The 25,357-nt window shown below is 32.1% G+C and carries 39 protein-coding genes and 4 tRNA genes; 31 read left to right on the top strand and 12 right to left on the bottom strand.

Going from position 1 to position 25,357, the window contains the following annotated elements; all coding sequences use genetic code 11:
- The first annotated feature begins 151 nt into the window (after positions 1 to 151).
- The 3 genes from queF to CQA76_RS07390 all read left to right on the top strand — a co-directional run bounded on the left by queF (position 152) and on the right by CQA76_RS07390 (position 2,277).
- On the top strand, positions 152 to 535 hold the full coding sequence (gene queF, locus CQA76_RS07400; RefSeq protein ID WP_137622767.1) for a preQ(1) synthase: 384 nt from the start codon (positions 152 to 154) through the stop codon (positions 533 to 535).
- A gap of 133 nt (positions 536 to 668) precedes the next feature.
- Positions 669 to 1,313 (top strand): outer membrane beta-barrel protein, encoded by a 645-nt coding sequence (locus tag CQA76_RS07395; protein ID WP_137622766.1) that lies wholly within the window; start codon positions 669 to 671, stop codon positions 1,311 to 1,313.
- Positions 1,297 to 2,277, top strand: coding sequence for a Gfo/Idh/MocA family protein (locus CQA76_RS07390; protein ID WP_137622765.1), 981 nt, complete (start codon positions 1,297 to 1,299; stop codon positions 2,275 to 2,277). The genes CQA76_RS07395 and CQA76_RS07390 overlap by 17 nt, the downstream gene beginning before the upstream one ends.
- Here CQA76_RS07390 and CQA76_RS07385 read toward each other — a convergent pair whose 3' ends face one another.
- From CQA76_RS07385 to CQA76_RS07360, 7 genes are all read right to left on the bottom strand, one after another.
- Positions 2,278 to 2,907 (bottom strand): hypothetical protein, encoded by a 630-nt coding sequence (locus CQA76_RS07385; RefSeq protein WP_137622764.1) that lies wholly within the window; start codon positions 2,905 to 2,907, stop codon positions 2,278 to 2,280.
- A 140-nt stretch (positions 2,908 to 3,047) separates the two neighbouring features.
- Positions 3,048 to 3,123: transfer RNA gene (locus tag CQA76_RS07380), tRNA-Val, on the bottom strand.
- 1 nt (position 3,124) lies between these two features.
- Positions 3,125 to 3,200: transfer RNA gene (locus tag CQA76_RS07375), tRNA-Ala, on the bottom strand.
- Positions 3,201 to 3,283: 83 nt separating this feature from the next.
- Positions 3,284 to 3,715 carry a glycosyl transferase family 90 gene (locus CQA76_RS09260; protein WP_269747349.1) on the bottom strand — a complete coding sequence of 144 codons (432 nt, stop codon included), beginning with the start codon at positions 3,713 to 3,715 and terminating at the stop codon, positions 3,284 to 3,286.
- Positions 3,712 to 4,059 (bottom strand): hypothetical protein, encoded by a 348-nt coding sequence (locus tag CQA76_RS09255; RefSeq protein WP_232364918.1) that lies wholly within the window; start codon positions 4,057 to 4,059, stop codon positions 3,712 to 3,714. Before CQA76_RS09255 ends, CQA76_RS09260 begins: the two co-directional genes overlap by 4 nt.
- On the bottom strand, positions 4,019 to 4,234 hold the full coding sequence (locus tag CQA76_RS09250) for a hypothetical protein (RefSeq protein ID WP_137622763.1): 216 nt from the start codon (positions 4,232 to 4,234) through the stop codon (positions 4,019 to 4,021). The genes CQA76_RS09255 and CQA76_RS09250 overlap by 41 nt, the downstream gene beginning before the upstream one ends.
- Positions 4,235 to 4,270: 36 nt before the next feature.
- A tRNA-Ser gene (locus CQA76_RS07360) sits at positions 4,271 to 4,358 on the bottom strand.
- A gap of 82 nt (positions 4,359 to 4,440) precedes the next feature.
- Here CQA76_RS07360 and CQA76_RS07355 point away from each other — a divergent pair.
- The 3 genes from CQA76_RS07355 (at position 4,441) to CQA76_RS07345 (ending at position 5,279) form a co-directional block, all read left to right on the top strand.
- Positions 4,441 to 4,517, top strand: a tRNA-Met gene (locus CQA76_RS07355).
- 171 nt (positions 4,518 to 4,688) lie between these two features.
- Positions 4,689 to 5,003 carry a hypothetical protein gene (locus tag CQA76_RS07350; protein ID WP_137622762.1) on the top strand — a complete coding sequence of 105 codons (315 nt, stop codon included), beginning with the start codon at positions 4,689 to 4,691 and terminating at the stop codon, positions 5,001 to 5,003.
- Positions 5,004 to 5,279 (top strand): hypothetical protein, encoded by a 276-nt coding sequence (locus CQA76_RS07345; protein WP_137622761.1) that lies wholly within the window; start codon positions 5,004 to 5,006, stop codon positions 5,277 to 5,279.
- A gap of 211 nt (positions 5,280 to 5,490) precedes the next feature.
- On the opposite strand, the gene rlmN is transcribed toward CQA76_RS07345, so the two are convergent.
- Both rlmN and CQA76_RS07335 read right to left on the bottom strand, forming a co-directional pair.
- Positions 5,491 to 6,561, bottom strand: coding sequence for a 23S rRNA (adenine(2503)-C(2))-methyltransferase RlmN (gene rlmN, locus CQA76_RS07340; protein ID WP_137622760.1), 1,071 nt, complete (start codon positions 6,559 to 6,561; stop codon positions 5,491 to 5,493).
- Positions 6,562 to 6,575: 14 nt separating this feature from the next.
- Positions 6,576 to 7,121: a phosphorylase family protein gene (locus CQA76_RS07335; RefSeq protein WP_137622759.1), complete on the bottom strand. Its 546-nt coding sequence runs from the start codon at positions 7,119 to 7,121 to the stop codon at positions 6,576 to 6,578.
- An 88-nt stretch (positions 7,122 to 7,209) separates the two neighbouring features.
- Between CQA76_RS07335 and rsmA the strand changes: the two genes are divergently transcribed.
- The 3 genes from rsmA to CQA76_RS07320 are packed head-to-tail and all read left to right on the top strand — an operon-like array spanning position 7,210 to position 10,756.
- Entirely contained in the window at positions 7,210 to 7,998 is a 789-nt protein-coding gene (gene rsmA, locus CQA76_RS07330) for a 16S rRNA (adenine(1518)-N(6)/adenine(1519)-N(6))-dimethyltransferase RsmA (protein ID WP_137622758.1), read from the top strand.
- Complete coding sequence (locus CQA76_RS07325) at positions 7,979 to 9,976, top strand: ribonuclease J (RefSeq protein ID WP_137622757.1); 1,998 nt, start codon at positions 7,979 to 7,981, stop codon at positions 9,974 to 9,976. Before rsmA ends, CQA76_RS07325 begins: the two co-directional genes overlap by 20 nt.
- A gap of 18 nt (positions 9,977 to 9,994) precedes the next feature.
- Positions 9,995 to 10,756 (top strand): pseudouridine synthase, encoded by a 762-nt coding sequence (locus tag CQA76_RS07320; RefSeq protein ID WP_137622756.1) that lies wholly within the window; start codon positions 9,995 to 9,997, stop codon positions 10,754 to 10,756.
- Between the two features lie 26 nt (positions 10,757 to 10,782).
- Here CQA76_RS07320 and CQA76_RS07315 read toward each other — a convergent pair whose 3' ends face one another.
- Positions 10,783 to 11,826: a type II asparaginase gene (locus CQA76_RS07315; protein ID WP_137622755.1), complete on the bottom strand. Its 1,044-nt coding sequence runs from the start codon at positions 11,824 to 11,826 to the stop codon at positions 10,783 to 10,785.
- A 207-nt stretch (positions 11,827 to 12,033) separates the two neighbouring features.
- Here CQA76_RS07315 and CQA76_RS07310 point away from each other — a divergent pair, with 207 nt between their 5' ends.
- A complete protein-coding gene (locus CQA76_RS07310; protein WP_170999730.1) occupies positions 12,034 to 13,416 on the top strand; it encodes a dicarboxylate/amino acid:cation symporter in 1,383 nt (460 codons plus the stop codon).
- A 72-nt stretch (positions 13,417 to 13,488) separates the two neighbouring features.
- Here the strand turns inward: CQA76_RS07310 and CQA76_RS07305 are convergent, their stop codons facing one another.
- Positions 13,489 to 14,022 (bottom strand): phosphatase PAP2 family protein, encoded by a 534-nt coding sequence (locus CQA76_RS07305; protein WP_137622753.1) that lies wholly within the window; start codon positions 14,020 to 14,022, stop codon positions 13,489 to 13,491.
- Between the two features lie 260 nt (positions 14,023 to 14,282).
- Here CQA76_RS07305 and rpsJ point away from each other — a divergent pair, with 260 nt between their 5' ends.
- From rpsJ to secY, 21 genes are all read left to right on the top strand, one after another.
- Positions 14,283 to 14,594: a 30S ribosomal protein S10 gene (rpsJ, locus tag CQA76_RS07300; protein ID WP_002779353.1), complete on the top strand. Its 312-nt coding sequence runs from the start codon at positions 14,283 to 14,285 to the stop codon at positions 14,592 to 14,594.
- A 10-nt stretch (positions 14,595 to 14,604) separates the two neighbouring features.
- The gene (rplC, locus tag CQA76_RS07295; protein WP_137622752.1) at positions 14,605 to 15,180 is read left to right on the top strand and encodes a 50S ribosomal protein L3; all 576 of its coding nucleotides are present in this window, start codon (positions 14,605 to 14,607) and stop codon (positions 15,178 to 15,180) included.
- On the top strand, positions 15,177 to 15,791 hold the full coding sequence (gene rplD, locus CQA76_RS07290) for a 50S ribosomal protein L4 (protein ID WP_137622751.1): 615 nt from the start codon (positions 15,177 to 15,179) through the stop codon (positions 15,789 to 15,791). Before rplC ends, rplD begins: the two co-directional genes overlap by 4 nt.
- A 2-nt stretch (positions 15,792 to 15,793) precedes the next feature.
- On the top strand, positions 15,794 to 16,075 hold the full coding sequence (locus CQA76_RS07285; protein WP_137622750.1) for a 50S ribosomal protein L23: 282 nt from the start codon (positions 15,794 to 15,796) through the stop codon (positions 16,073 to 16,075).
- Between the two features lies 1 nt (position 16,076).
- Entirely contained in the window at positions 16,077 to 16,907 is an 831-nt protein-coding gene (rplB, locus tag CQA76_RS07280) for a 50S ribosomal protein L2 (RefSeq protein WP_137622749.1), read from the top strand.
- Between the two features lies 1 nt (position 16,908).
- Complete coding sequence (rpsS, locus tag CQA76_RS07275; protein ID WP_002779444.1) at positions 16,909 to 17,190, top strand: 30S ribosomal protein S19; 282 nt, start codon at positions 16,909 to 16,911, stop codon at positions 17,188 to 17,190.
- Positions 17,191 to 17,204: 14 nt separating this feature from the next.
- Positions 17,205 to 17,642: a 50S ribosomal protein L22 gene (gene rplV / locus CQA76_RS07270; protein ID WP_137622748.1), complete on the top strand. Its 438-nt coding sequence runs from the start codon at positions 17,205 to 17,207 to the stop codon at positions 17,640 to 17,642.
- Positions 17,642 to 18,343, top strand: coding sequence for a 30S ribosomal protein S3 (gene rpsC / locus CQA76_RS07265; protein ID WP_137622747.1), 702 nt, complete (start codon positions 17,642 to 17,644; stop codon positions 18,341 to 18,343). The genes rplV and rpsC overlap by 1 nt, the downstream gene beginning before the upstream one ends.
- A gap of 2 nt (positions 18,344 to 18,345) precedes the next feature.
- Positions 18,346 to 18,771, top strand: a complete 426-nt coding sequence (rplP, locus tag CQA76_RS07260) for a 50S ribosomal protein L16 (RefSeq protein ID WP_002779441.1) — start codon at positions 18,346 to 18,348, stop codon at positions 18,769 to 18,771.
- Entirely contained in the window at positions 18,758 to 18,943 is a 186-nt protein-coding gene (gene rpmC, locus CQA76_RS07255; protein ID WP_137620530.1) for a 50S ribosomal protein L29, read from the top strand. Before rplP ends, rpmC begins: the two co-directional genes overlap by 14 nt.
- Positions 18,944 to 18,952: 9 nt before the next feature.
- Positions 18,953 to 19,204, top strand: a complete 252-nt coding sequence (gene rpsQ, locus CQA76_RS07250) for a 30S ribosomal protein S17 (RefSeq protein WP_002779439.1) — start codon at positions 18,953 to 18,955, stop codon at positions 19,202 to 19,204.
- Positions 19,204 to 19,572, top strand: coding sequence for a 50S ribosomal protein L14 (gene rplN / locus CQA76_RS07245; RefSeq protein WP_027304924.1), 369 nt, complete (start codon positions 19,204 to 19,206; stop codon positions 19,570 to 19,572). Before rpsQ ends, rplN begins: the two co-directional genes overlap by 1 nt.
- Positions 19,572 to 19,805 carry a 50S ribosomal protein L24 gene (rplX, locus tag CQA76_RS07240; RefSeq protein ID WP_137622746.1) on the top strand — a complete coding sequence of 78 codons (234 nt, stop codon included), beginning with the start codon at positions 19,572 to 19,574 and terminating at the stop codon, positions 19,803 to 19,805. Before rplN ends, rplX begins: the two co-directional genes overlap by 1 nt.
- Positions 19,806 to 19,808: 3 nt before the next feature.
- On the top strand, positions 19,809 to 20,363 hold the full coding sequence (gene rplE / locus CQA76_RS07235; RefSeq protein ID WP_137622745.1) for a 50S ribosomal protein L5: 555 nt from the start codon (positions 19,809 to 19,811) through the stop codon (positions 20,361 to 20,363).
- A complete protein-coding gene (locus CQA76_RS07230; RefSeq protein ID WP_002779433.1) occupies positions 20,356 to 20,541 on the top strand; it encodes a type Z 30S ribosomal protein S14 in 186 nt (61 codons plus the stop codon). The genes rplE and CQA76_RS07230 overlap by 8 nt, the downstream gene beginning before the upstream one ends.
- 9 nt (positions 20,542 to 20,550) lie before the next feature.
- Positions 20,551 to 20,946, top strand: a complete 396-nt coding sequence (gene rpsH, locus CQA76_RS07225) for a 30S ribosomal protein S8 (RefSeq protein WP_137622744.1) — start codon at positions 20,551 to 20,553, stop codon at positions 20,944 to 20,946.
- A gap of 77 nt (positions 20,947 to 21,023) precedes the next feature.
- Entirely contained in the window at positions 21,024 to 21,560 is a 537-nt protein-coding gene (gene rplF / locus CQA76_RS07220; RefSeq protein WP_137622743.1) for a 50S ribosomal protein L6, read from the top strand.
- A gap of 10 nt (positions 21,561 to 21,570) precedes the next feature.
- Positions 21,571 to 21,927 (top strand): 50S ribosomal protein L18, encoded by a 357-nt coding sequence (gene rplR / locus CQA76_RS07215; protein ID WP_137622742.1) that lies wholly within the window; start codon positions 21,571 to 21,573, stop codon positions 21,925 to 21,927.
- Between the two features lie 9 nt (positions 21,928 to 21,936).
- Positions 21,937 to 22,380: a 30S ribosomal protein S5 gene (rpsE, locus tag CQA76_RS07210; protein ID WP_004275672.1), complete on the top strand. Its 444-nt coding sequence runs from the start codon at positions 21,937 to 21,939 to the stop codon at positions 22,378 to 22,380.
- Between the two features lie 3 nt (positions 22,381 to 22,383).
- The gene (rplO, locus tag CQA76_RS07205) at positions 22,384 to 22,776 is read left to right on the top strand and encodes a 50S ribosomal protein L15 (protein WP_137622741.1); all 393 of its coding nucleotides are present in this window, start codon (positions 22,384 to 22,386) and stop codon (positions 22,774 to 22,776) included.
- A complete protein-coding gene (secY, locus tag CQA76_RS07200; RefSeq protein ID WP_137622740.1) occupies positions 22,776 to 24,041 on the top strand; it encodes a preprotein translocase subunit SecY in 1,266 nt (421 codons plus the stop codon). The genes rplO and secY overlap by 1 nt, the downstream gene beginning before the upstream one ends.
- A gap of 40 nt (positions 24,042 to 24,081) precedes the next feature.
- Here secY and CQA76_RS07195 read toward each other — a convergent pair whose 3' ends face one another.
- Positions 24,082 to 25,353: an MFS transporter gene (locus CQA76_RS07195; RefSeq protein WP_137622739.1), complete on the bottom strand. Its 1,272-nt coding sequence runs from the start codon at positions 25,351 to 25,353 to the stop codon at positions 24,082 to 24,084.
- Between the last annotated feature and the right edge of the window lie 4 nt (positions 25,354 to 25,357).

Here is a 25,357-nt window from a genome sequence, read left to right as displayed (position 1 = left end):
TGTGAATGAAAGTTCAACCATACTTGCCGGTGCCGGTGCGGCTGAAGGTAACGGAGCAGGAAATGCAGTTTCAGTTGGTGCTAAGAATATGAATTTTAAGAAATGAAATTTGGTATAATTTGAATTTTAAATTATTACAAAGGAAAAATCAATGCGTTATGGTGAAAAAGAAATCAAAGAATTTGATGTTGATAATATGGAAATTTGGCCCAATGATGCTAAGAATGACTATATCATAAAGATCACTTTACCTGAATTTATGTGTTGTTGTCCTAGGAGTGGTTATCCTGACTTTGCAACGATATACCTTGAGTATATACCGGATCAATTTGTCGTCGAACTTAAGGCTATAAAACTTTATATCAATACTTTTATGCATAGAAATGTTTCACATGAAGCAAGTATCAATGAAATTTATAACACTCTAAAAGACAAACTCAAGCCAAAATGGATCAAAGTTGTAGGGGATTTCAATCCACGCGGAAATGTCCATACCATCATAGAATGTCGCAGTGATATGGTGGTACCTAAGTGAGTAAAATATTCTCATTTTCTTTAAAAAAACTAGAATTTTTTTGAATAAACTATGATATTAAATCTTAAAATTATATAATTAGATAATCTAAAAGTTTTGTTTAGATTAGTCAAAAATATTTTAAGGAAAAAATATGAATAAAAAATTATTGAGCGTAGTTGTTGGCGCGTGTTTATCTACAAATTTGGCTTTGGCAGATGAAAACTCTGGCTTTTTTATAGGAACGGATGCGGCTTGGATGCATACTCAAGTAAAAGGGGATCTAAAACACAATAAAACAGGTTTGAATTTTAACGCAGATGTATCAGGCAATCTCCCTGTTTTTGGCTTAAGAGCAGGTTATCGTTTCAATGAAATGCATAGAATTTATGCCGCTTATAATTATTCTGATGAATTTAATGATTTGATTAAAACGCCTAGAATTCAAATAGAGGGCGATTTTACAACGCATAAGTTTTTATTGGGTTATGATTTTACTCCAAAACTTTTCACAAATACAAGGGCTGTTTTAGGAGCGTATTTAGGTTATGCAAGAACCAATATCGATCTTAAAACCTCATTATTATCTTTATCTCAAGATTTTGATGGCTTTGTTTATGGGGCTAAGATCGGCGCTATGTATGAACTTACTCCACATAATGAAATAGAATTTGGTTTCAAAGCAGAGCAAATACACTATAATTCTCGAAATTTTTACACAAATCAAATCGGATCGAATTTTTACGATCCTAAACAAATAAATTATGGCGTGTATCTAGGATATGCATACAAATTCTAAGCGAAAAAATGTCGCTTTTTTAGGTGCTGGATCTATAGCAAATAAGGTCGCACCTATGTTAAAACAAGCTGGATTTCACCCTTATGCGGTGGGATCTTTAAGTCGTGCAAAAGACTTTGCTTTGATGCACGGCTTTGAAAAATTTTATGAAAATTATGAAGGATTACTTCAAGATCAAAATATCGATCTTGTTTATATCAATACTCCGCATTCTTTACATTATGAGCACATAAAAATGTGTCTTGAAAATAACAAAAATGTCCTTTGTGAAAAATCTTTTACTTTAAACTTCAAACAAGCCAAAGAGCTTGTGGAATTAGCAAGGATTAAAAATTTGCTTTTAGCCGAGGGTATTTGGACGCGTTATATGCCTTATATAAATATCATCAAAGATTTTTTAGCCAAAGATTTAATCGGTGAAATAGTCAGCATAGAAGCAAATTTAGCTTACAACGTCAAGCATAAAAACCGCATAACAAGTTTAGAGCTTGGGGGTGGTGCTTTGCTTGATGTAGGAGTTTATACGCTTAATTTTGCACTTAGTTTTTTAAAAAGTGAGATAAAAAATATTCTTGCAACTTGTAAAAAAATGCCTAGCGGTGTAGATGAAAGCAATGGAATCATTTTGGAATTTGAACAAGGTGTTTTTGGCTTTTTAAATTCAAGCGTAGCAATGATCAGTGATAGAAAAGGCGTTATCAACGGAACAAAAGGTTATATTTGTGTTGATAATATCAATAATCCTAGTCTTATAAAGGTTTATGATAAAGAAAGAAAGCTGATAAAAGAATGTGTCGTGCCAAGTCAAATCAATGGTTTTGAGTATGAATTTCAAGCTTGTTTTGAGGCTTTGGAACAAAATAAGATAGAATGCGATGCGATGAATCACGAAGAAATCTTAAAAATGATGAATTTGATGGATAGGGTGCGTGAAAAAATGGGGGTAAAATTTATTGGTGAGTGATCAACCGCCGCCGATAAAATATTTTTCAACATCATCAAGTAATTTTTCACAAATTCTTGATTCTGTGCTTTTTTCTACCACGAGATTGATATAGGTTTTTGTATCTCTAAAACTTCCTGCCGATTTGGAATTATCACGTGAAAGCTTTTGATTGTCTTTTGTGTATTCTATGATGATGTTAAATTTAAGTGCCGCACTTGCTTCGCCTAAATTGGTTTTAATCAAAACATTCATTTGAGACGCTTTCGCTAAAGTCGCTTGAGTTTTATTGATGATTTCTTTAAAGCGTTGGCAAGATCGAACTAAAGAAGAAATGAATTTATTATCAAGCCCTTCATAAGCAACTTTGAGTTTATTTTTGATATCTTTGGTGCTTTCTTTTTCAGGAGCGACAAAAACCATATAAAAACCATTTTTTATTTGAACGTTATCGCTTTTTGAGTCACGTCCGCTAGACATCACTTTGACATAAATTGCGTTATCAAGATACACGCGATCGATCATAGGGCCGTAAATTTCATATTCTTTTTTTCTAACGATAACTTCTCTAGCTAAGACGTTAAGCTTAACATTGGCTTCATGGATAACTGGTTCCATTTCTTTTTTAATTTCAAGTAATTCTTTTAACATAAAAATCCTTTTCTTGCTAACGCATTTAGGGTTGTTGAAAAATCTATAATTAAATTATACCACAAACTAATTTACTATATCGTTTTTATGAGAATTTATTTTATATCGGAAAAAGCTATTGCAAAGTTAAAATTACAAAATGGTGGCTCCGATTGGACTTGAACCAACGACCACTACCATGTCAAGGTAGTGCTCTACCAACTGAGCTACGGAACCATGGTGGAGCATAGCGGGTTCGAACCGCTGACCCCAACGCTGCCAGCGTTGTGCTCTCCCAGCTGAGCTAATGCCCCTTTTTTGTAATGAATTCGAATTTTATTAAAATATTACTTTTTTTTGCCTGAAAATTTTAAGTAAAAATTAAATTTTTGTGATTTTATTGTATTATTTCTAGAATTTCTTTTTGATTTAATTCTAATTGTTTAGAATAGTAAAAATATTTAGCTAATACCAAAATGCCAATGTGAAATTCTCTTTTTTTATTTAAAAATTGTTCGATAAAACGATGAGCGTTATTAATGATTTCAAGGGCCTGTTTTGGATGTTGTATAAAATAATCTATAAGTTCTGATAAATTTTCATTATCAATCAAAGCAAAATGTTCATTAGCTTTTAATTTTCCCTCCATAAACCAAGTTTCACAAGTCATTTTAGGAGATAATACTAAGGAATTGGAACTCATCGCCCATTTTAAATTGCTTGCAACATCGTTGCCTTCTAAAGAGATGATGAATTTATATTTAGTTTGTTCTTTTTTGCTTAAGAAATTTTTCTTGTAAGGACTATTATGTTTGCCAGTATCTCCTATATCGCAAAAATTTTCTTTAAAATAGCTCTTAAAGAATTTTTTTCTATGTTCTTGATTATGGCACCCCTATAGATGGCTATATCTTTTTTTTCTTTAAATTTGAAAGGATCTTTGATGAATACAAAATGTCTATTTTTATCAAGTTTGAGTAAGATATTGTTGTAACTTTCTTTTATGGGTCTTGATTTACAAATTGTAGGATTTGAAAAAATGTAATTAACATCGGAAAATTCTGTATTCCATAAAAAATTATCTTTGAAGTATTTGCTTATTTCATAAGCATCGTATGCATAGGATGTGTTTTTAAAAGGTAACTCCCCTATTACCTCCCCCCTGTGGTGCAAAATGGGTTTTTATTCTATTGTAGTAGCTAACTCTATTGGCTATATATTCTAACTCAAGATCTTTATATTTTAAAATTTCATTAAAAATTTTTTCTAAGTTTTTTTGGAAAAAAATTCTTGGAATTAAAGCATTTGAAATTCCTTTTAAATTCATAAATAATCTAGATCTAAGCATGAAAATTCCATTATATTGTTTAAATTTATTTTAATATGGCAGACAGGAAGGGATTCGAACCCTCGAAAGCTTGCACTTTACACGCGTTCCAGGCGTGCTCCTTCAACCACTCGGACACCTGTCTAAAAGCGTTATTATAGCTAAAATTTTTGTAATAAAGAAAAATTTTAGAAAAAAAAGTTATAATTTTGACTTAAAAAACTTTTGTCAGGGTAGCTCAGCTGGTTAGAGCGCTGGTCTCATAAGCCGGAGGTCGGGAGTTCAAGTCTCCCCCTTGACACCATTCCGTCAAAGATCTACTTTGTATCGTTTTATAAATTTTTGTTAAAACTCTAATCATTTTTGGCTTAAAATATTTAAAATTTTTTAAATATTATTTTATAAATTTACTCTTTATTTTAAAGTATTTGTATAAATTTGCTGATTTTTAAGTGATTTATGTTAAAAATAAGCTATGGAAAAAAATATTATTTTGGAAAACAATCCGTATTTAGAAAAATTTTTCACACATTTAAAAATAGATAAAAAATCAATTTATGAGATCATTTGTGAAAATACAAATATTTTCATTCAACAGGTACCACATAAAATAAAACAAGTTAAAGGCTATAAATACAAAGATAAAACGATTTATGAGTATAAATTGAAATTAGCTAAACAAGCTTATCGTTTAGCGTATATTTTTAATGGAGATGATATTATAGTTTTTTATATCTCTAAAACTCTCATTAAGGCTGATTTTACAGAAGAAATAGCAAAAGTGGTGTAAATGATACAAAATAAAGATTTTATCTCAATTTGTTTAAAAAATTTAAAAGAACTTGACCCGTTAGATATTTTGATTTTTCAAAGCTTTAAAAAAGATAGGGCTATAAAAGTACAAAAAATATCAGAGCAAAAATTCAACGTTTTTGAGGAAGGTTTTTTTCATAAAGAATTTTTGGATTTAAGCGATAAAGAACTTAAAAAAACTCTAAAACAACTTCAAAAAATAGAATTTCCAAGATCAAATCAGCTTTGGCTAAAAATAGTTAAAAATAAATGATTAAGCTTAATCATATTGAGTTAGATTATTTTGCAATTTATACTAAAAAGATCGATTGTAGTACTTAAGAAATGTAATCATTCTATTTTTTCTAAAAATCCTTTTAAATTTTATCTATTTTCTTTATCTTTAAAAATCACCCAAGCCATTCCACAAAAGCCTATAATTACAACTATAGATACAAAAATAATTTCAAAAATATCCAAACTGGTCATGGAGTTTTTATCCTTTCTTTTAATTGCCCACAAGCTGCTGAAATATCAAGCCCCTTGCTTTCTCTTATAGTACAAGTGACACCTTTTTGACTGAGCAAATCTTGAAATTTGATGGCATTTTCTAGTTTAGGACGCTGATATAAACTTCCTTCGTGAGGATTAAAAAGTATCAAATTTACCTTTGCCTTGATACCATTTAAAAGCCTGACTAATTCTTTAGCGTGTTCGATTTTGTCATTAATACCATCGATTAAAAGATATTCAAACATCACTCTTTTTCTTTGATCTATAGGGAATTCTTTCACGGCTTCCATAATAGCGGCGATATTGTAAGCTTTATTGATCGGCATTAATTCTGTGCGAAGTTCATCATTTACCGCATGGAGTGATATAGCAAGAAGTACTCCTAAATTCATTTTGCCTAGTTCTTTTATTTGTTTGGCTAAACCGCTTGTGCTGATGGTTTGCCTACGAGGGCTGATAGCTAAACCATCATTACAAGAAAGTATTTTAACTGCTTTAGCGACATTTTTAAGATTATCAAGTGGTTCTCCCATACCCATATAAACTATATTGATTCTTCTTTCATAAGGAATTTGATTGTCTTTTTTGATATAAAGAATTTGGGCGACTATTTCACCTGCACTAAGATTTCTTTTAAGTCCGCCTTTTGCAGTCAAGCAAAAACTACATCCGCTTTTGCAACCTACTTGAGATGAAACACAGATTGTAAATTTTGCATGAGCTATTCTTTTACCTTCCTCATCAAGCTTTTCTTTTTTCATAGGCAATAAAACACTTTCTATGCGTAAGCCATCTTTTAATTCAAAAAGATATTTTATACTTCCATCTTTACTTTTTTCTTTAAAAACGCATTTTAATGCATCAAAATAATATTCCTTGCTTAATTCTTCTCTTAAATTTTTAGGCAAAGAACTCATTTCTAGAAAGCTATCGGCGTATTTTTGATAAATCCATTGATAAATTTGTTTCACGCGAAACATTGGCTGAATTTTTTCTTCTAATTCTTCTGGAAGAAAATCTAAAATATTGATAGGATCTTGCAAGTAGCTTTCCTTGTTTAAATATAATTATTTTCTTTTAAGTAGTTTTCTAATTTTTCTTTCGCTTTTTTGTGATTTTTTAAAAAATCTTCATGTGCGTTTTCATTGCAGAAATTGGTTGCGCATAAAATACATTTCGCTTGAATATTGAATTTTTTTGCCACGCTAAAAACAGCAAAGGCTTCCATATTTTCAAAGTTAAGTCCAAAATCGGCTAATTTTTTAGCCGCTAAAGAATTTTGACAAATATAATTTGAAGAATTGATTTTATAAAATGTTTCTTGTGAAACATTTTCAATATTTGTTTCAAAATTAATTTCATTGAGAGCCGGAGTGTAAAAGTTTTCACTAATTTGAGAGTATTCTATATTGAAAACATGAGAGCTTTCATAAATACCAAAAATTTCTCCTTTATCATAAATTCCACAACTCCCTATAAAGATCAATTTTTCAGGTATTTCTCTCATGCAAAGTTCTGTTAAATTTATACTAGATTCTATAAGACCAACTCCTATACTTTTAGCAAAAGAAAAATTTTCATTACCACCGGCACAAACTATCATGAATTTATCCTAAACAAAATATTTTTATAGATTTTATCTAAATAAGACTTAAAATTAAGAATTTTTAGCTAAAATAAAAATATCAATCATGGTAAGAGCGAAAAAACATTACGGACAAAATTTTTTAAACGATAAAAGCATACTGGACAAAATCATCCAAGCCATACCCAATGGTATAGAAAATATAGTAGAAATTGGGCCTGGCTTAGGTGATTTAACGCAAGAGCTTTTGAAAATTTCTAATGTAAAGGCTTATGAGATTGATTCTGATCTTATACCGCTTTTGCAAAATAAATTTCAAAAAGAACTAGAGTGCGGAAGGCTTAATTTGATTCATAAGGATGCAAGTGAGATTGCATGCCTAGATGAAAAAAAGTATTTTTTAGTTGCTAATTTACCTTACTATATAGCAAGCCATTTGATTTTAAAAGTTTTAGAAGATGAGAATTGCTTGGGTTTGATAGTAATGGTGCAAAAAGAAATGGCATTGAAATTCTGTGCTAAGTATGGAGAAAAAGATTTTTCAGCTTTAGGGATTTTAAGTGCTACAATTTGTGATTGTGAAATACTTTTTGATGTGAATCCTGAATATTTTTCTCCGCCACCAAAGGTGATGTCGGCAGTGATGAAAATGATTAAATTTAGGGAATACAAAGATTTTTGCCATCTCGACACTTTTAAGAGATTTTTAAAAGAATGTTTCAAATCTCCAAGAAAACAGCTTATGGGAAATTTAAAAAACCATAAGGCAAAACTAGAGGAGATTTTTCAAGAGTTAAACCTTAAATTAAACTCGAGACCACACGAAATTTGCGTTGATTCTTACCTTAAAATTTACGAAAAAGTAAAGGAAGAATATGAACGAAAACAACAATGAAAATAATGAAAATTTGGCAAATTCTAAATCAAAAAAAAATAGATACTACAAGTTTAAAAATCGCAAAAAAAAGACTCCCGATGCTACAATAGATGGAAATATCGAGAATTCTTCAAATGAAAATATTAAGCAAAATGCTAATCCTAAGAATCCTGAAAATACAGATGAGTCAAAAGAAAAAAGAAAAAAGAAAAATCGTAATCTCCCAGCTAAGCTTATAGGAAACGAAGATTGGCAAATCGCTCTTGCAGAATGTATAGAAGCTAATCGTGTTTCACATGAAAATCGCTTACATCCTTTAAAGTATAACAATTCAAGCGATCATAAAATTCGCATCACTCCGCTTGGAGGCCTTGGAGAAATCGGAGGAAATATCACTGTTTTTGAAACCAACAACGATGCTGTCATTATAGATCTTGGTATGAGTTTTCCAGATGGAACGATGCATGGAGTGGATATTATTATCCCCGATTTTGATTATGTTAGAAAGATTAAAGATAAAATTCGCGGTATTATCATAACACACGCTCATGAAGATCATATCGGTGCTGTGCCTTACTTTTTTAAAGAATTTCAATTTCCTATCTATGCCACACCTTTAGCACTTGGAATGATTTCAAATAAATTTGAAGAACATGGTTTAAAGGCTGAACGTAAGTGGTTTCGTCCAGTAGAAAAACGTAGAGTATATGAAATAGGCGAATTTGATATAGAATGGATCCATATCACGCATTCTATCATCGATGCTTCAGCTTTGGCGATTAAAACTAAAGCAGGAACGATTATCCATACAGGAGATTTTAAAATCGACCAAACCCCAATCGATGGTTATCCAAGTGATTTAAATCGCTTAGCTTATTATGGTGAAGAAGGAGTTCTGTGTCTTTTAAGCGATAGCACCAATTCCTATAAAGAAGGCTATACTAAAAGTGAAAGTTCTGTGGGTCCAACTTTTGATCAAATTTTTTCTAAAACTAAAGGTAGGGTGATTATGAGTACTTTTAGTTCCAATATTCATCGTATTTATCAGGCTATCACGTATGGTTTAAAATATGGTAGAAAGGTTTGTGTGATAGGTCGTTCTATGGAAAGAAATCTTTATACGACTATGGAGCTAGGTTATATTAAACTCGATCGTAAGATTTTTATCGATGCAGATGAGGTGAGTAAATATAAGGATAATGAAGTTTTGATCGTAACTACAGGCAGTCAAGGCGAGACTATGAGTGCGCTTTATAGAATGGCAACAGATGAGCATAAATTCATCAAAATCAAACCTACAGATCAGATCATCATTTCTGCTAAGGCGATTCCAGGTAATGAAGCCAATGTTTCTGCTGTGCTTGATTATCTTTTAAAAGCAGGAGCTAAAGTTGCGTATCAAGAATTTAGTGAAATTCACGTAAGTGGTCATGCGAGTATAGAAGAGCAAAAATTAATGCTAACGCTTACAAAACCTAAATTTTTCTTGCCAGTGCATGGAGAATACAATCACATTTTAAAACACAAAGAAACGGCTATGAAATGCGGAATTCCAGAAAGAAATATCTATCTTATGAGTGATGGAGATCAGGTTGAAATTTGTCAAAAATATATTAAACGTGTAAAAACGGTTAAAACCGGTAAAGTTTTTGTAGATAATCAGATCAATAAACAAATTGCCGATGATGTTGTTATCGATCGTCAAAATTTAGCAGATAATGGTATAGTTGTGATCATCGCTCAACTTGATAAAGCAACGAAAACCCTTATCAATAAACCTAGGGTTTTTAGTTACGGACTCGTAGCTGATAAACACGATCACGCTTTTTCTAAAGAAATGGCAGATGTTTTGAGTCAATTTTTTGCCAATGTAAAAGACGAAATTTTAAATGATCCAAGATTTTTAGAAAATCAAATTCGTCAAGTGCTTAGAAAGCATATTTTTAGAAAAATCAAAAAATACCCAACTATAGTTCCTACTATTTTTGTGATGTAAAATTGTTACGATCAAACAATGAGAATCAATAAATTTATATCGCACAATAGTCGTTATTCTCGTCGTGAAGCTGATGAGCTGATTAAACAGGGCTTAGTAAAAATCAATAATAAAATAGCCCTTTTAAGCGATGAGGTTAAATTCGATGATAAGGTTTTTTTAAAAGGAAAAAGACTACAAAAAAGAACGCAATTTAGTGTCATCATTTATCATAAACAAAAAGGTGAAATAGTCAGCAAAAAAGACGATCGTGGAAGAAAGACGATTTACGATACTTTGCCAAGACAATTTAATACTTGGCTTAGCGTAGGAAGACTTGATTTTGCAAGCGAAGGTTTGCTTTTACTAACGGATTCTCCCGTTATAGCCGATGCTTTAATGCATAGTGATTTAGAGCGTGAATATTATCTTAAAGTTAAAGGTGTGGTAAATAAACAAATTATAGAGGCTATGCAAAATGGCTTAGAGATAAAAAATGAAAAAAAAGGTGCTCATGCAAAAACTAAAATTACCTCTATGACTTTTTCTCCTTTTTTGGATTTTGAAATTTTTGGATCAAGTGGAGGTTATACTAAATTAAGAGTAGTGATCAATGAAGGTAAAAATAGAGAACTTAGGCGATTTTTTGGACATTTTGATTTAGAGGTGATGGATCTTAAGCGTGTGGCTTTTGGGGCTTTAGATCTAGGTGTTTTAAAAGCCGGAAAATATCGTTATTTGGAAAATGGAGAATATGATAAATTGCGAGATTTTTTAAAATCCAATGAAATCAAATATTAAAAAGCCCTTTCGGACTTTTTAATATTTTAGTATTTTTCAAAATATTTTTGAATTTTGGCACTATCATGAGTTTTTGTAAGAGCTAACATCAAAAGAACTCTTGCTTTTTGCGGATTTAAATTTTGAGCACTGATAAAACCTAAATTTTGATCATCTTTGCTGACTGCTACAGATCCTGCAACCACTCTAGTGCTTACAGCTACTTTTAATCCTTTTTTCATCAAATCTTTTAAGACTTCTTTTTGATTTTCATGGATGCTTCCAGCTCCACTTCCTGCTACAACCAAACCTTGAGTTCCATTATCAAACAAAGCCTTAGTTGCAACGCCACTTCCATCATTGGAATAAGTATAAAGTATATCAACTTTTGGTAAAGTTTTTAATTTGCTAATATTAAAAGGAGTTTTTGTAGTATGATCCTTTGAGATTGTATTGTAGAAAAAGACTCTTCCATCAACTATATAGCCTAAATTTCCAAAATCAGGCGAAGTAAAGGCATCAACGTTAAGAGTATGGGTTTTAACCGCTCCTCTTGCACCTAATATTTTATCATCCATCGCGATCATTACGCCTTTATTTTTTGCGTTTTTATTGGCTGCTAAGGCTACAGCATTGTAAAGGTTTTTTGGACCATCCGCACTCATAGCAGTTGCTGGACGCATAGCACCGACTAAGACAACAGGTTTATTGCTTTTTACGGTTAAATTTAAAAAATAAGCCGTTTCTTCCATAGTATCAGTTCCGTGAGTGATTACAATACCATCCACATCTTTTTTAAGCAATTCATTGATTTTTTTGGCTAGTTTTAACCAAATTTCATCATTCATATTAGAACTATCAATATTAGCAATTTGTTCCCCGCTTACTTGTGCGATATCTTTGATTTGAGGAACAGCTTTGATTAGGGTTTCTATGCCTATAACTCCAGCTTTATATCCCGTTGTTTCAAGTTCGCTATCAATCGATCCGGCTATAGTCCCACCCGTAGCCAAAATCACAATGTTTGGCTTAGCTTCTAAGCAACTAACACTCAATAGCAAAAATACTATTAATGAAATAATATTTTTCATATTTTTTCTCCTTTTTTAATATTTGATTAATTATTATAATATAATTTAAATAAAAATAAACATATTTTAAATTAAATATTTATAAATTAAGCAAGTATTTTTCTTTGATCGTTTGTAAAACAATAAAATTGATTTTTAAATTTTTAATGCTATAATTTACTCCTTTAAGTTTGCAGTTTGCAAAATTACATTTTTTAGGTGTTTATGATGGAAAATTTTTTAATTAATTTTTTTCATTTATCTCAAATTCGAAGCATTTTTCTGCTTTTTTGCTTAGCATGTCTTTTTGTTTTTCTTAAATTTTTAAAACACAAACTCAATTTTGCTTGGGTTATGGGTATTGCATTGGTATTTGGTTTTGGTTTGGGCTATTTTTTACTTTATTTAGCGGGTTTTCCCAATGAAGAAATATCAAAATTTAGTTCTTCAAATTCTTTACGTTGGTTTTCTGAAATTCATATTTGGATAAATTTTTTAAATACTTTGTATATAAGCATATTGAAACTTTTAGTTATACCTTTAATTTTTATTTCTTTGGTTTATGTTTTAATTAATTTAGACAAAAAAATTCAAATCAAATCTTTATTTTCTCGAGTCTTTTTTTGGTTTTTGTTTTCTACAGCTATTTCAGCTTTAATTGGAATTTGTCTTGCAATTTTTGCAAACCTCGGAAGTGATGCTCAAGCATTATCAAGCGCCAAAAGTCTTAAAGAAGTTAAGGGATTGGATGAAGTGATTTTAAATCTTGTTCCGAGTAATATTGTAAGTGCTATGAATGCAAACAATATTTTAGGGATTATCATTTTCACTTTTATCTTATCTTTTGGGATTAGAAGTTTAAAAGAAAATCGTGGATTTAGAATATTTTCTTTGTTGGTAGATTTCTTACATCAGGTAATAATGAAAATCAGCCTTTATGTGATCGGGATTATGCCTTATTTTATCATTACGATGATAGCTAATGCTTTAATTTTAAATGGTTATAAGGTATTTATCAATTCTGTTTATTTTATAGCTTTACTTTATATTGCTTTTATAGCGGTTTTTGTTTTGCATGCATTGTTATTATTATTTCATGGATTAAATCCTTTTATATATTACAAAAAAGCTTTACCGGCTTTATTAATGGCTTTTAGTTCAAGAAGTTCGGCAGGAACTTTACCTGTAACCATTTCTGCTTTAAAAAATTTAGGCGTGAGTTCTACAAACGCTTCTTTTACGGCAAGTCTTGGAACAACTATGGGAATGAATGGTTGTGCTGGATATTATGCAGGAATGATCGCTGTTTTTATGTTTAATGCTTTAAATATCCCTATTGCCATAAATGAAATTTTGACTATTATAGTTTTGTGCGTTATTGTTTCTTTTGGTATTGCTGGAATTCCTGGTATCACGATAATGATCATCTCTGTTATGCTTTCAGGACTTGGAATGCAAAGTCATTTTGCTTTATTGGCTGTTATTTTGGCGATTGATCCTATACTTGATATGGCAAGAACTTGCACTAATGTTTCAGGAGCTATGGTTGTAAGTCTTATAACAGATAAAGAAATGAAAAATTTAGACATGAAAAAATATCAAGAAAATTAAAATATAAATTTTTTAGGTAGAATTAAAATTGAATTTAATAGATTTTTATAAGTATTTAGGACTTGATATTTGTTAAAAAGTTTTTGCATATCTTAAGAAAAAACCATCTGTCCTAGGTTCTAGTATCAAATTGGGCACACGATCCACTAAAACAAAATTCCAAAATCCAGCTACTGCAGCACCTGCTATAACATCTCTTGTATAATGTTTATCTGCTTTTACGCGAGAATAAGCTGTATAAGTGGCTAGCATATAAGGAATAATTGCTTGTTTAACCCCATATCTTTTATGGATAAAAGTCGCTCCAAAAAATGCTGCCGCACTATGTCCGCTAGGAAAGGATAGATTATCGCTTTTATCAGGTCTTTCTTCTTTAACAACACGTTTAAGAATTTCCACACTTCCTTGAGTTGCAGCAAAACTCAATGTATAGGGTAAAATTCCATTTTTAAAATCATCATTATAAAAAAGCAATCCAAAAGCATAAATTGGAACTACAATTTGAGTTATATCTCCTGCATTTTTAGCTTGCTTTTTATCATCAAAAATATTTGCATTTAAATTAGAAATGAAAATCAATAATAAAAAAGCTTGGATTAATTTCATATCAAACCTCAAATAAAAAAATAATGAGATTTGTATTTTACCCCCCCCCTGAATTTAAGCTTAAAAAAGTATTTTTAAATTATTTTTTATTAATATTTTTAAATTTTTCATCAGATATAATTGTATTATTTTCCTTTTTAAAAGGAAAAAAATATAATTTTTTATTAAATTTACTTGACTTTTGAAAGCCAAATTTACTATACTCTCATTTTTAATTTTGGTTAGTTTTAAACTAACGAGTTCTTTTTAAAGGAAGTATTATGGAAAGAATTAGGCTTAAGCTTAAAGCTTATGACCATCGAGTACTAGACAGAACAGTTGCAGCAATTGTAGAAGCTGTTAAAAGAACAGGTGCGGATATTAGAGGTCCAATACCAATGCCTACAAAAATCAAACGCTATACAGTTTTAAAATCTCCACATATTAATAAAGATTCTCGTGAGCAGTTTGAAATAAGAATTCACGCTCGTATGCTAGATATTGTAGCAGCGACTCCAGATACAGTTGATTCTTTAACTAAGCTTGATTTGGCACCAGAAGTGAGTGTCGAAGTTAGAGCTATGGGTAAATAAAGGATAGAATATGGAATACATTGTAGAAAAAATTGGAATGAGTAGAACTATCAATAGTCAAAGCATCGCTGTAACTTTGCTAAGAGTTGTTAATGCAAAAGTATGCGAGGTTGAAAATGGAAAAGCGATAGTGGCATATTCAAAAGGCAAAAGAAATAATAAATGCATCGCAGGGCAGCAAAAAAAATACAATCTTTCTGCTGAATTCAATCGTTTTGTAACTTTGGAAGTGGCAAATACTGAGGCAGGCGATTTGGATGAAACCCCATTGAGTGAAGCTAAAATTTTAAAAGTAAGTTTTAACTCTAAGGGTAGAGGTTATAGCGGTGTTATGAAAAGACATAATTTCGCCGGTGGTCCAGCAAGTCATGGTTCAAGATTTCATAGACGCCATGGTTCTATAGGTAATAGAGAATGGCCAGGTCGTGTTCAACCAGGTATGAAAATGGCAGGGCATTATGGAAATACAAAAATAACCGTTAAAAATGAAGTCGTATCTTATGATAGCGAAAATAAGATTTTAGTTGTTAAAGGTGCAGTTCCAGGATACAATGGAGCTATGGGTAAAATAAGGATTGCAAAATGAGTAAAGTAACCGTTTTAAATGATAAACTAGAAAAAGCAGGTGAGCTTGATTTACCTTCAAAATATGCAGAAGTAAATCCACACAACCTTTACTTATATGTAAAATCTTACCTTGCTAGTCTTAGAGCAAATACAGCTCATACTAAAGGTAGAAGTGATGTAAGTGGCGGAGGTAAAAAACCTTGGAGACAAAAAGGTCGCGGTGGTGCTCGTGCAGGTTCGACTAGAACAAATGTTTGGGTAGGCGGTGCTGTTGCTTTTGGTCCAACAAATGAAAGAAACTATTTTCAAAAAGTAAATAAAAAACAAAAAAGGTTAGCGCTTGAAAGAGCTTTAGCGGATAAAGCAGCTAAGGGTGCATTATTTGCTACAGATTCTTTAGTCATAGAGAGTGGCAAAACTAAAGATGCAAATGCTGTTATTAAAAAGCTTGGCGTAAAAGATGCTTTAATTGTTAAAGATTTACTAGATGAAAAGACACTTTTGGCTTACAGAAATTTAGCAAATTGCTATGTTGTAGATGTAAGTGAAGTGAATGCTTATTTGGTATCTGTGTTTAATGCTGTTATTATAGAAAAATCAGCATTAGAATCTATTACAAAAGAAGGATAATTATGGCAGATATTACTGATATTAAAACAATACTTTATACAGAAAAAAGTTTGAATTTGCAAGAGCAAGGTGTCGTAGTTATTCAAACTTCTCCAAAAATGACTAAAACAGGTTTAAAAGCTGTTTTAAAAGAGTATTTTGGCGTAACTCCACAAAGTATTAATTCTTTGAGGATGAGTGGAAAGGTTAAACGTTTTAGAGGTCGTTTAGGACAAAGAAACGATTATAAAAAATTCTATGTTAAGCTACCTGAAGGTGTTAGCTTAGAAAATATGGAGGCTTAAGATGGCAATTAAAACTTATAAACCATATACTCCAAGTAGAAGATACATCACAGGTTTAAGTTCAGAAGATATTACTGCAAAACCAAGTGTTCGTTCGCTACTTGTTAAACTTCCAGCTCATGCAGGACGCAATAGCTATGGAAGAATTACAAGTCGTCATAAAGAAGCAGGCGCTAAAAAACTTTATAGAATTATAGACTTTAAGCGTCGCAAATTTGGCATAGAAGGCAAAGTAGAAGCTATCGAGTATGATCCATATAGAAATTGTAGAATTGCTCTAATTTCTTATAGAGATGGTGAAAAAAGATATATTCTTCAACCACGCGGTTTGGGTGTTGGAGATATTGTTGCTGCGGCTGAAGGTGGTCTTGATATCAAGCCAGGTAATGCAATGAAGCTTAAGAATATTCCTGTGGGTACTATTGTTCATAATATTGAATTAAAACCAGGAAAAGGTGGTCAAATGATCCGTTCTGCAGGTGCTTATGCTCAACTTATGGGTAAAGAAGAAAAATATGTTATCTTAAGACTTGCAAGTGGAGAAATGAGACAAGTTTTAGCTGAATGTATGGCAAGTATCGGTGAAGTAGGCAATGAAGAATGGTCTAATATCACTATTGGTAAAGCCGGTAGAAATCGTCACAGAGGAATTCGCCCTCAAACTCGTGGTTCTGCGATGAACCCAGTGGATCACCCACACGGAGGGGGAGAAGGTAAGAAAAATTCTGGACGTCATCCGGTAACTCCATGGGGTAAACCAACCAAAGGTGCTAAAACTCGTCGCAAAAAAGCTAGCGATAAATTAATTATTTCAAGAAGAAAAGGAAAGTAAGATGGCTAGATCACTAAAAAAAGGTCCTTTTGTTGATGATCATGTAATGAAAAAAGTCATCGCTGCTAAAAAGGCTAATGATAATAAACCTATAAAAACTTGGTCTCGTAGAAGCACTATTATTCCTGATATGATAGGTTTAACTTTTAATGTTCATAATGGCAAAAGTTTCATTCCTGTTTATATAACTGAAAATCATATTGGTTATAAATTGGGTGAATTTGCTCCAACACGCACATTTAAAGGGCATAAAGGCTCTGTGCAAAAGAAAATTGGTAAATAAGGAGAGATGAGGCTATGAGTAAAGCATTGATTAAATTCATAAGATTGTCTCCAACTAAAGCAAGATTGATTGCTAGAGAAGTTCAAGGGATGAATGCAGAATTAGCAATGGCTAGTTTAAAATTTATGCCAAATAAGGGTGCAAAATACATTGCAAATGCGATTTCAAGTGCAGTAGCAAATGGCGGTTTTGAGGCAAATGAAGTAGTTGTAAAAAGTTGTCGTGTAGATGCAGGTGCGGTATTAAAAAGATTTAGACCACGTGCTAGAGGAAGTGCGAGCCGTATAAGAAAACCTACTTCTCATATTTTAGTAGAAGTAGCAAAAGTAGAAGTCAAGGCTGAAGAAAAAAAAGTAGCAACTAAAAAAGCTCCAGCTAAAAAAACTACTGTAAAAGATCAGATTAAAAAAGCAACAAGCACTAAAAAAGCAACAGCGAAAAAGGAAAGCTAATGGGACAAAAAGTTAATCCAATTGGTCTAAGACTAGGAATCAATAGAAATTGGGAATCAAGATGGTTTCCAACTAAAGCAAATTTGGTAGAAAATATTGGCGAAGATTATAAAATCAGAGCTTTCTTAAAAAGAAAACTTTATTATGCAGGAATCAGTCAGATTTTAGTAGAAAGAACTGCAAAAAAACTTCGAGTAACTGTAGTCGCTGCAAGACCTGGTATTATCATAGGTAAAAAAGGTAGCGATGTTGATAACTTAAGAAAAGAATTGCAAAATCTTATTGGAAAAGATGTCAATATTAATATCAAAGAAGAAAGGAAAGCGGGTGCTTCGGCACAGCTTGCGGCCGAAAGCGTAGCTACTCAACTTGAAAAAAGAATTGCTTTTAGAAGAGCAATGAAAAAAGTAATTCAAGGAGCGCAAAAAGCGGGTGCTAAAGGGATTAAAGTTTCAGTTTCTGGTCGTTTAGGTGGTGCTGAAATGGCAAGAACAGAATGGTATCTTGAAGGACGCGTACCACTTCATACTTTAAGAGCAAAAATCGATTATGGTTTTGCTGAAGCTAGAACGACTTATGGTAACATAGGTGTTAAAGTTTGGATTTTTAAAGGTGAAGTATTGCAAAAAGGTTTGCAAGCTGAAAAAACAGAAGAAAGTGCTCCGGCCAAAAAACCAAGACGTACAAGAAGGAGTAAATAATCATGTTAATGCCAAAAAGAACAAAATATCGCAAAATGATGAAAGGGCGTAACAGAGGTTATGCTAATCGTGGAACCGAATTTACTTTTGGCGAGTTTGCTTTAAAAGCAACAGAAGCAGGAAGAATCAATTCGCGACAAATCGAAGCAGCTCGTATTGCTTTAACTCGTTTTGTTAAAAGACAAGGTAAAACTTGGATAAGAGTTTTCCCAGATAAACCTTTGACTAAAAAACCTTTAGAAACTCGTATGGGTAAAGGTAAAGGTGCAGTAGAAGAATGGGTAATGAATATCAAACCAGGTCGTATTATTTACGAAATGGCTGGAGTGAGTGAAGAAATGGCTAGAGAAGCTTTGACTTTAGCAATGCATAAACTACCATTCAAAACTAAGTTTGTTACAAGAGAGAGCCAAAATGAAATATACTGAGATTAAAGATAAAACAGCAGCTGAGCTTGCAACAATGCTAAAAGAAAAAAAGGTGCTTTTATTCACTTTAAAACAAAAGCTAAAAACAATGCAACTATCTAATCCAAAAGAGATTAGTGAAGTTAAAAAAGACATTGCTAGAATCAATACAGCAATAAACGCTTTAAAATAAGGATAACAAATGGCATTTAAAAGAGAAATTCAAGGCGTTGTTGTTAAAATCGCTGGTGAGAAGACAGCGAGTATTTTGGTTGAAAGAAAAGTGGTTCATCCAAGATATAGAAAAATTGTTAAACGCTTTAAAAAATATCTAATTCACGATGAAAGAAATGAAGTTAAAGTAGGTGATACTGTGGTTGCAGTAGAGTGCAGACCACTTTCTAAAAGAAAATCATTTCGCTTGAAATCTGTATTAGCAACAGGAGTTGAGTAATGATTCAAAGTTTTACTAGACTTGCAGTAGCTGATAATAGCGGTGCAAAAGAACTTATGTGTATTAAGGTTTTAGGGGGTAGCAAGAGAAGATATGCTACTGTAGGTGATGTTATAGTTGCATCTGTAAAAAAAGCTTTACCAAATGGCAAGGTAAAAAAAGGTCAAGTAGTAAAAGCAGTGATTGTTAGAACTAAAAAAGAAATTCATAGAGAAAATGGATCTTTAATTCGTTTTGATGAAAATGCAGCTGTTATTCTTGATAATAAAAGAGAACCTATAGGAACGCGTATATTTGGTCCAGTAGGTAGAGAAGTTAGATATGGTGGCTTTATGAAAATAGTTTCACTAGCACCGGAGGTGTTATAATGGCGGTTAAATTAAAAATAAAAAAAGGCGATAATGTTAAAGTGATTGCTGGAGATGATAAGGGTAAAACAGGTAAAGTTTTAGCGGTCTATCCAAAAACTCTTAAGGTAGTTGTTGAGGGATGTAAAATTGCTAAAAAAGCGATCAAACCTAGCGATAAAAATCCAAATGGCGGTTTTATTAACAAAGAAATGCCAATGGATATTTCCAATGTGGCAAAAATTCAGGAGTAAGCAATGATGAGATTAAAAGAAAAATATAATCAAAGCATCAAATCTGCCTTAGTTAAAGAATTTGATATTAAAAATCCTATGCTTATTCCCTCAATTGAAAAGGTTGTTATCAGTGTAGGTGCTGGAGAGCTTGCTAAGGATCAAAAAGTATTGCAAAATATTGCCGATACAATTTCTTTGATTGCTGGACAAAAAGCCGTTATTACTAAAGCTAAAAAATCTGTAGCTGGATTTAAGGTTCGTGAAGGATTTCCAGTTGGGGTTATGGTTACTTTAAGAAAAGATAATATGTATGCTTTTCTTGATAAGCTAATTTCTATTGCTCTTCCAAGAGTAAAAGATTTTAGAGGTTTAAGTAGAGATGGTTTTGATGGACGTGGAAATTATAATTTTGGTCTTGATGAGCAACTTATGTTTCCAGAGGTTGAGTATGATAAAATTTTAAGAACTCATGGTATGAATATTTCTATAGTTACAACAGCACAAAATGACAAAGAAGCACAAAAACTATTAGAACTTATCGGTGTACCATTTGCAAAAGGAAGAAAAGATGGCTAAAAAATCAATGATTGCAAAGGCGGCACGTAAGCCTAAATTTAAAGTAAGAGGCTATACTAGATGTCAAATCTGCGGACGTCCGCATTCAGTTTATAGAGATTTTGGAATTTGTAGAGTTTGTTTAAGAAAAATGGGTAACGAAGGCTTGATTCCGGGTCTTAAAAAAGCAAGTTGGTAAGGAAATAGAATGATAAATGATATAATTTCAGATTCGCTAACAAGAATTCGTAATGCGGGAATGAGAAAGCTTGAAACAACCAAACTTTTACATTCTAAAGCCGTTGAAGCTTTGGTTGGAATTTTTCAAGCTAAAGGTTACATTGAAAGTTTTAATGTTGTTGAAGAGGATAAAAAGAAATTTATCAATGTGATCTTAAAATATGACGAAAAAGGCAAAAGTGTTATCAATGAACTTAAAAGAGTTTCAAAACCAGGTCGTCGTGTTTATAAAGGAAAAGATGAAATTAAACGTTTTAAAAATGGTTATGGTACCATTGTAGTGAGTACAAGTAAAGGTGTTTTGGCTAACGATGAAGCTTATAAAGCAGGCGTTGGTGGCGAAATTTTATGTACCATTTGGTAAAATCTGCTTTTTATGGCATTGGGTATCCATTCTTTACAAAAAGTAGAAATATCCTAGACAAATAAAAAGGAAAGAATATGTCTCGTATAGGTAAACAACCAGTAGCTATTCCTAGTGGAGTAGAGGTTAAATTAGAAGGAAATTTGCTTAAATTTAAAAAGGGAAATTTGGCAAAAGAGCTTGATACAAAAGCTCATGTTAATGTTGAGATTAAAGATAATAATATTCTTTTTTCTCCAAAGGGTGAAGACAGACAAAGTAGAGCTTATTGGGGAACTTATAGAGCCTTAGCTCATAATATCGTAACTGGATTGACTCAAGGTTTTTCCAAGACTCTTGAAATCAATGGAGTGGGTTATAAAGCTGCTTTAAAAGGAAAAATTTTAGAATTAAGCTTAGGGTTTTCACATCCTATTAATTACAATATTCCAGAAGGAATTGAAATTGTAGTGGATAAAAACAATGTGATTGTTAAAGGAAGTGATAAACAAGTAGTAGGACAAGTTGCTGCTCAAATTCGTGAATTTAGACCACCTGAGCCTTATAAAGGAAAAGGAGTTAAATATTCAGATGAACGCATTATCCGCAAAGCCGGTAAGACATCTAAGAAGTAAGGATTAGGCAATGAGAGCAAATATATTAAAAAGAAAATTGACTTTAAGAATCAAAAGAAAAAAGAGAATCAGAGCAAAAATTTCTGGTTGTGAAAATTTTCCAAGGATTTCTGTATTTAAATCAAATAGAACTCTTTATATCCAAGCGATTGATGATGTTAAGTCTATTACTTTAGCGGCAGCAGATGGACGTAAATTAGGTATTAAAGCAAATAAAGAGGGAGCTAAAAAAATCGCTACTGAATTTGCAAAAACATTAAAAGCTAAAAAAATAGAGCAGGCTGTATTTGATAGAAATGGTTATGTATATCACGGAGTTATTGCGGCTTTAGCTGAATCTTTAAGAGAAAATGGTATTAGGCTATAAGGGGTAAGAATGGAAAAATATAATAGAGAAGAATTTGAAGAAGTCATTGTCGATATTGGCAGGGTTACAAAAGTTGTTAAAGGTGGTAGAAGATTTAGATTTACCGCTTTAGTGATTGTTGGAAATCGTAAAGGTTTAGTAGGTGTTGGTTATGGAAAAGCTAAAGAAGTTCCAGATGCTATTCGTAAAGCAGTAGATGATGCGTTTAAGAATATGGTTGAAGTTAAGACCAAGGGTTCAACTATTGCTCATGATGTAGAAGTAAAATACAATGCAAGTAGAATTTTACTCAAGCCAGCCAGTGAAGGTACTGGAGTGATTGCCGGTGGTTCTACACGTCCAATTGTAGAACTTGCAGGTATTAAAGATATATTGACCAAATCTTTAGGTTCAAATAATTCTGCTAACGTAGTTCGTGCTACAATTAAAGCTTTAACAATGTTAAAAGGATAAATGATGAATTTAACAAAAGCAGCGGGTTCAACGCATAAAACTAAAAGAATAGGTCGTGGTCAAGGTAGTGGTATGGGAAAAACTGCTACCAAAGGCGGTAAAGGTCAAACAGCTAGAAAAGGCTATAATGAAAAAAGAGGTTTTGAAGGAGGTCAGCAACCGCTTCAAAGAAGATTGCCAAAGGTAGGCTTTACATCTAAGATAGAAAAGCCTTATGTGATTAACGTTGAAAAAATTACAGCTGTAAAAGATCTAGGTGAGATCACAATTGAAAGCATTAAAGGCATTCATAAAATTTCAAAATCAGTCAAAAAAATTAAGCTTATTGGTGTTAGTGCAAAAGATTTAGCATCAAAAATTAAAGACGAGAATATCAGCGTTACTGGAACAAAATAATGAATAGAGCATTGACGAACAAGATTTTAATCACCTTAGCTTTTTTATTTGCTTATAGGGTTCTGGCTTACGTTCCAGTTCCTGGCGTCAATGCTGATGTGATTGCAGAATTTTTTAATCATAACCAAAATAATGCTTTAGGTTTGTTTAATGTTTTTAGTGGAGGAGCAGCAGAGCGTTTCTCTATCATTTCCTTGGGAATCATGCCTTATATCACAGCTTCTATTATAATGGAGCTTCTTGCTGCAACCTTTCCAAATATCGGTAAAATGAAAAAAGAACGTGATAGTATGCAAAAGTATATGCAGATTATTCGTTACGCGACTATAGTGATTACTTTAGTACAGAGTATAGGTGTAGCCATAGGTTTACAAAGCTTACACGGTGGTGGCGGATCAAGTGCAATTATGATAGAAGATTTAAATATGTTTATCGCTCTTTGTGCTATTTCAATGCTTGCGGGAACTATGCTTTTAATGTGGCTTGGTGAGCAAATTACACAAAGAGGTATTGGAAATGGGATTTCTTTGATCATTTTTGCAGGAATTGTTTCAGGTATTCCAAGGGCAATTTCGGGAACTGTGGGACAAATCAATTCTGGCGAAATGAATTTTTTAACCGCTTTTGCTATTTTTATATTAATTTTAATCACAATAGGTGCTATTATTTATGTAGAACTTGGGGAGCGTAGAATTCCTATTTCTTATTCTCGCAAAGTGGTTATGCAAAATCAAAATAAGCGTATTATGAATTATATTCCGATTAAAATTAACCTTAGTGGAGTGATCCCTCCGATCTTTGCTAGTGCGATTTTAATGTTTCCAACTACAATTTTACAAACCAGTACAAATTCTTATTTGCAGGCTATTAATGATTTTTTAAATCCTAATGGTTATTTATTTCATGCTTTAACTTTCATTTTTGTGATTTTCTTTGCTTATTTTTATGCTTCTATAGCTTTTAATGCGAAAGATATTGCAGATAATCTTAAAAAGCAGGGTGGTTTTATTCCAGGGATTCGTCCAGGAGAAGGAACTTCAAACTATTTAAATGAAGTTGCCTCTCGTTTAACCTTATCGGGCTCTATATATTTAGGACTTATAGCAACTTTACCTTGGGTTTTGGTAAAATTTATGGGAGTACCTTTTCATTTTGGAGGTACCTCTGTTTTAATTGTTGTTCAAGTTGCTTTAGATACGATGAGAAAAATTGAAGCCCAAATTTATATGAGTAAATATCAAACCTTAAGTGCAGTAGGTTTGTAAAAGTAGAAAAACCAATCCAAAAAATTATCAAGGATTGGTTTTAGTTTATCCTATTTTTTTGTTTTAAAAATACAAATATTATACAAACGATAAAAATCACAATAGCCCATATTAAAAAAGCATCTATAAGCCCAAGTTTTCTTACTATAGGTTGGGAGATAATAGGGCTTAAAAATTGTCCCAAAAAAATACAACTCGCAAGTATTCCATAGGCTCTAGCACGCGCTTCTTCTGGGCAAATCGAAAAAAGATAAGCTGAATTATTTACAAGCATTATGCCTCCACCTGTTCCTAGTAATGCTAAGGCGATTAAGACGGCTACAAAGTTATGAACTAAAAACAATAATAAAAAAGAACATCCTACTATAAATAAAGTTAAAATATAGATTTTCTTAATACTCAAAAAACGCATAATGTATTTATAGCTAAGCGAGAAAAATCCATAACAAAGTGCGGAAACAGACATAGAAATTCCAATATATTTAGGATCTAGGCCTAAATGTTCTTCGATGTAATAAGGAAGTTGTGTTGGAGAAATATAATATACCACCATAATGAAAAAACCTATAAAATAAATAGGAGTAAATTGCCAATAGTTTGTTTTAGCTTCAACTTTGGTGTGATTGTAAAATTTAAATTTACGCGGTTCAAAAAGATAAAATATAGCTATAAAAGTGATTAGTATGCCAAGGCTATAAACTAAGAAAGGATATCTCCAAGAATAACTAGAAACAAAACCTGCAATAGAAATAAAAACTGCTCCACCAACGGCACAAAAAAAGCCTTGTAGGCTTAAGGCATTTTCGCGACGATTAAAGCCTCCATGACTATAGTAATCTCCAAGCAAGGCTGAAGCCCCAGTCATAATAAAAGCTGTAGCCATTCCAAAAATAGCTCTTGAAAATAAAATAGCATAAATATCGTTTAAAAAGAACCCACTCACCCCAGCTATAGTCCATATTACCATTGCAGGAAAAACAAATTTTAATTTACCAAATTTATCCATTAAAATTCCTGCAAAAGGCGATAAAATAACGACAAAAATTGCAGGCATAGTCAAAACCAATCTAACCAAGATATCAAGATGAGCTAAAGTAAAACTTGTTGAGTTTGTAGCGCCAGATTGTATCAAAATATTCTCAAAATGTTTATTGATAGCAGGTAGAGCAGAAGCAATAACTACGCTACCTAGCATAGTCATTGCTGCCATGGAAAATACGGCTATTTTGAAAGCTGATTTTTCAGTAATTTCAACTATTTTTTTATCCAATTTTGTGTCATTAGGATGAAACTGGTAAGTTTTTTTTCGCATTTTT

The sequence above is a fragment of the Campylobacter aviculae genome, assembly GCF_005406215.1.
Taxonomy (GTDB): Bacteria; Campylobacterota; Campylobacteria; order Campylobacterales; family Campylobacteraceae; genus Campylobacter_D; species Campylobacter_D aviculae.
This window is presented reverse-complemented; position numbering and strand designations above follow the sequence as displayed.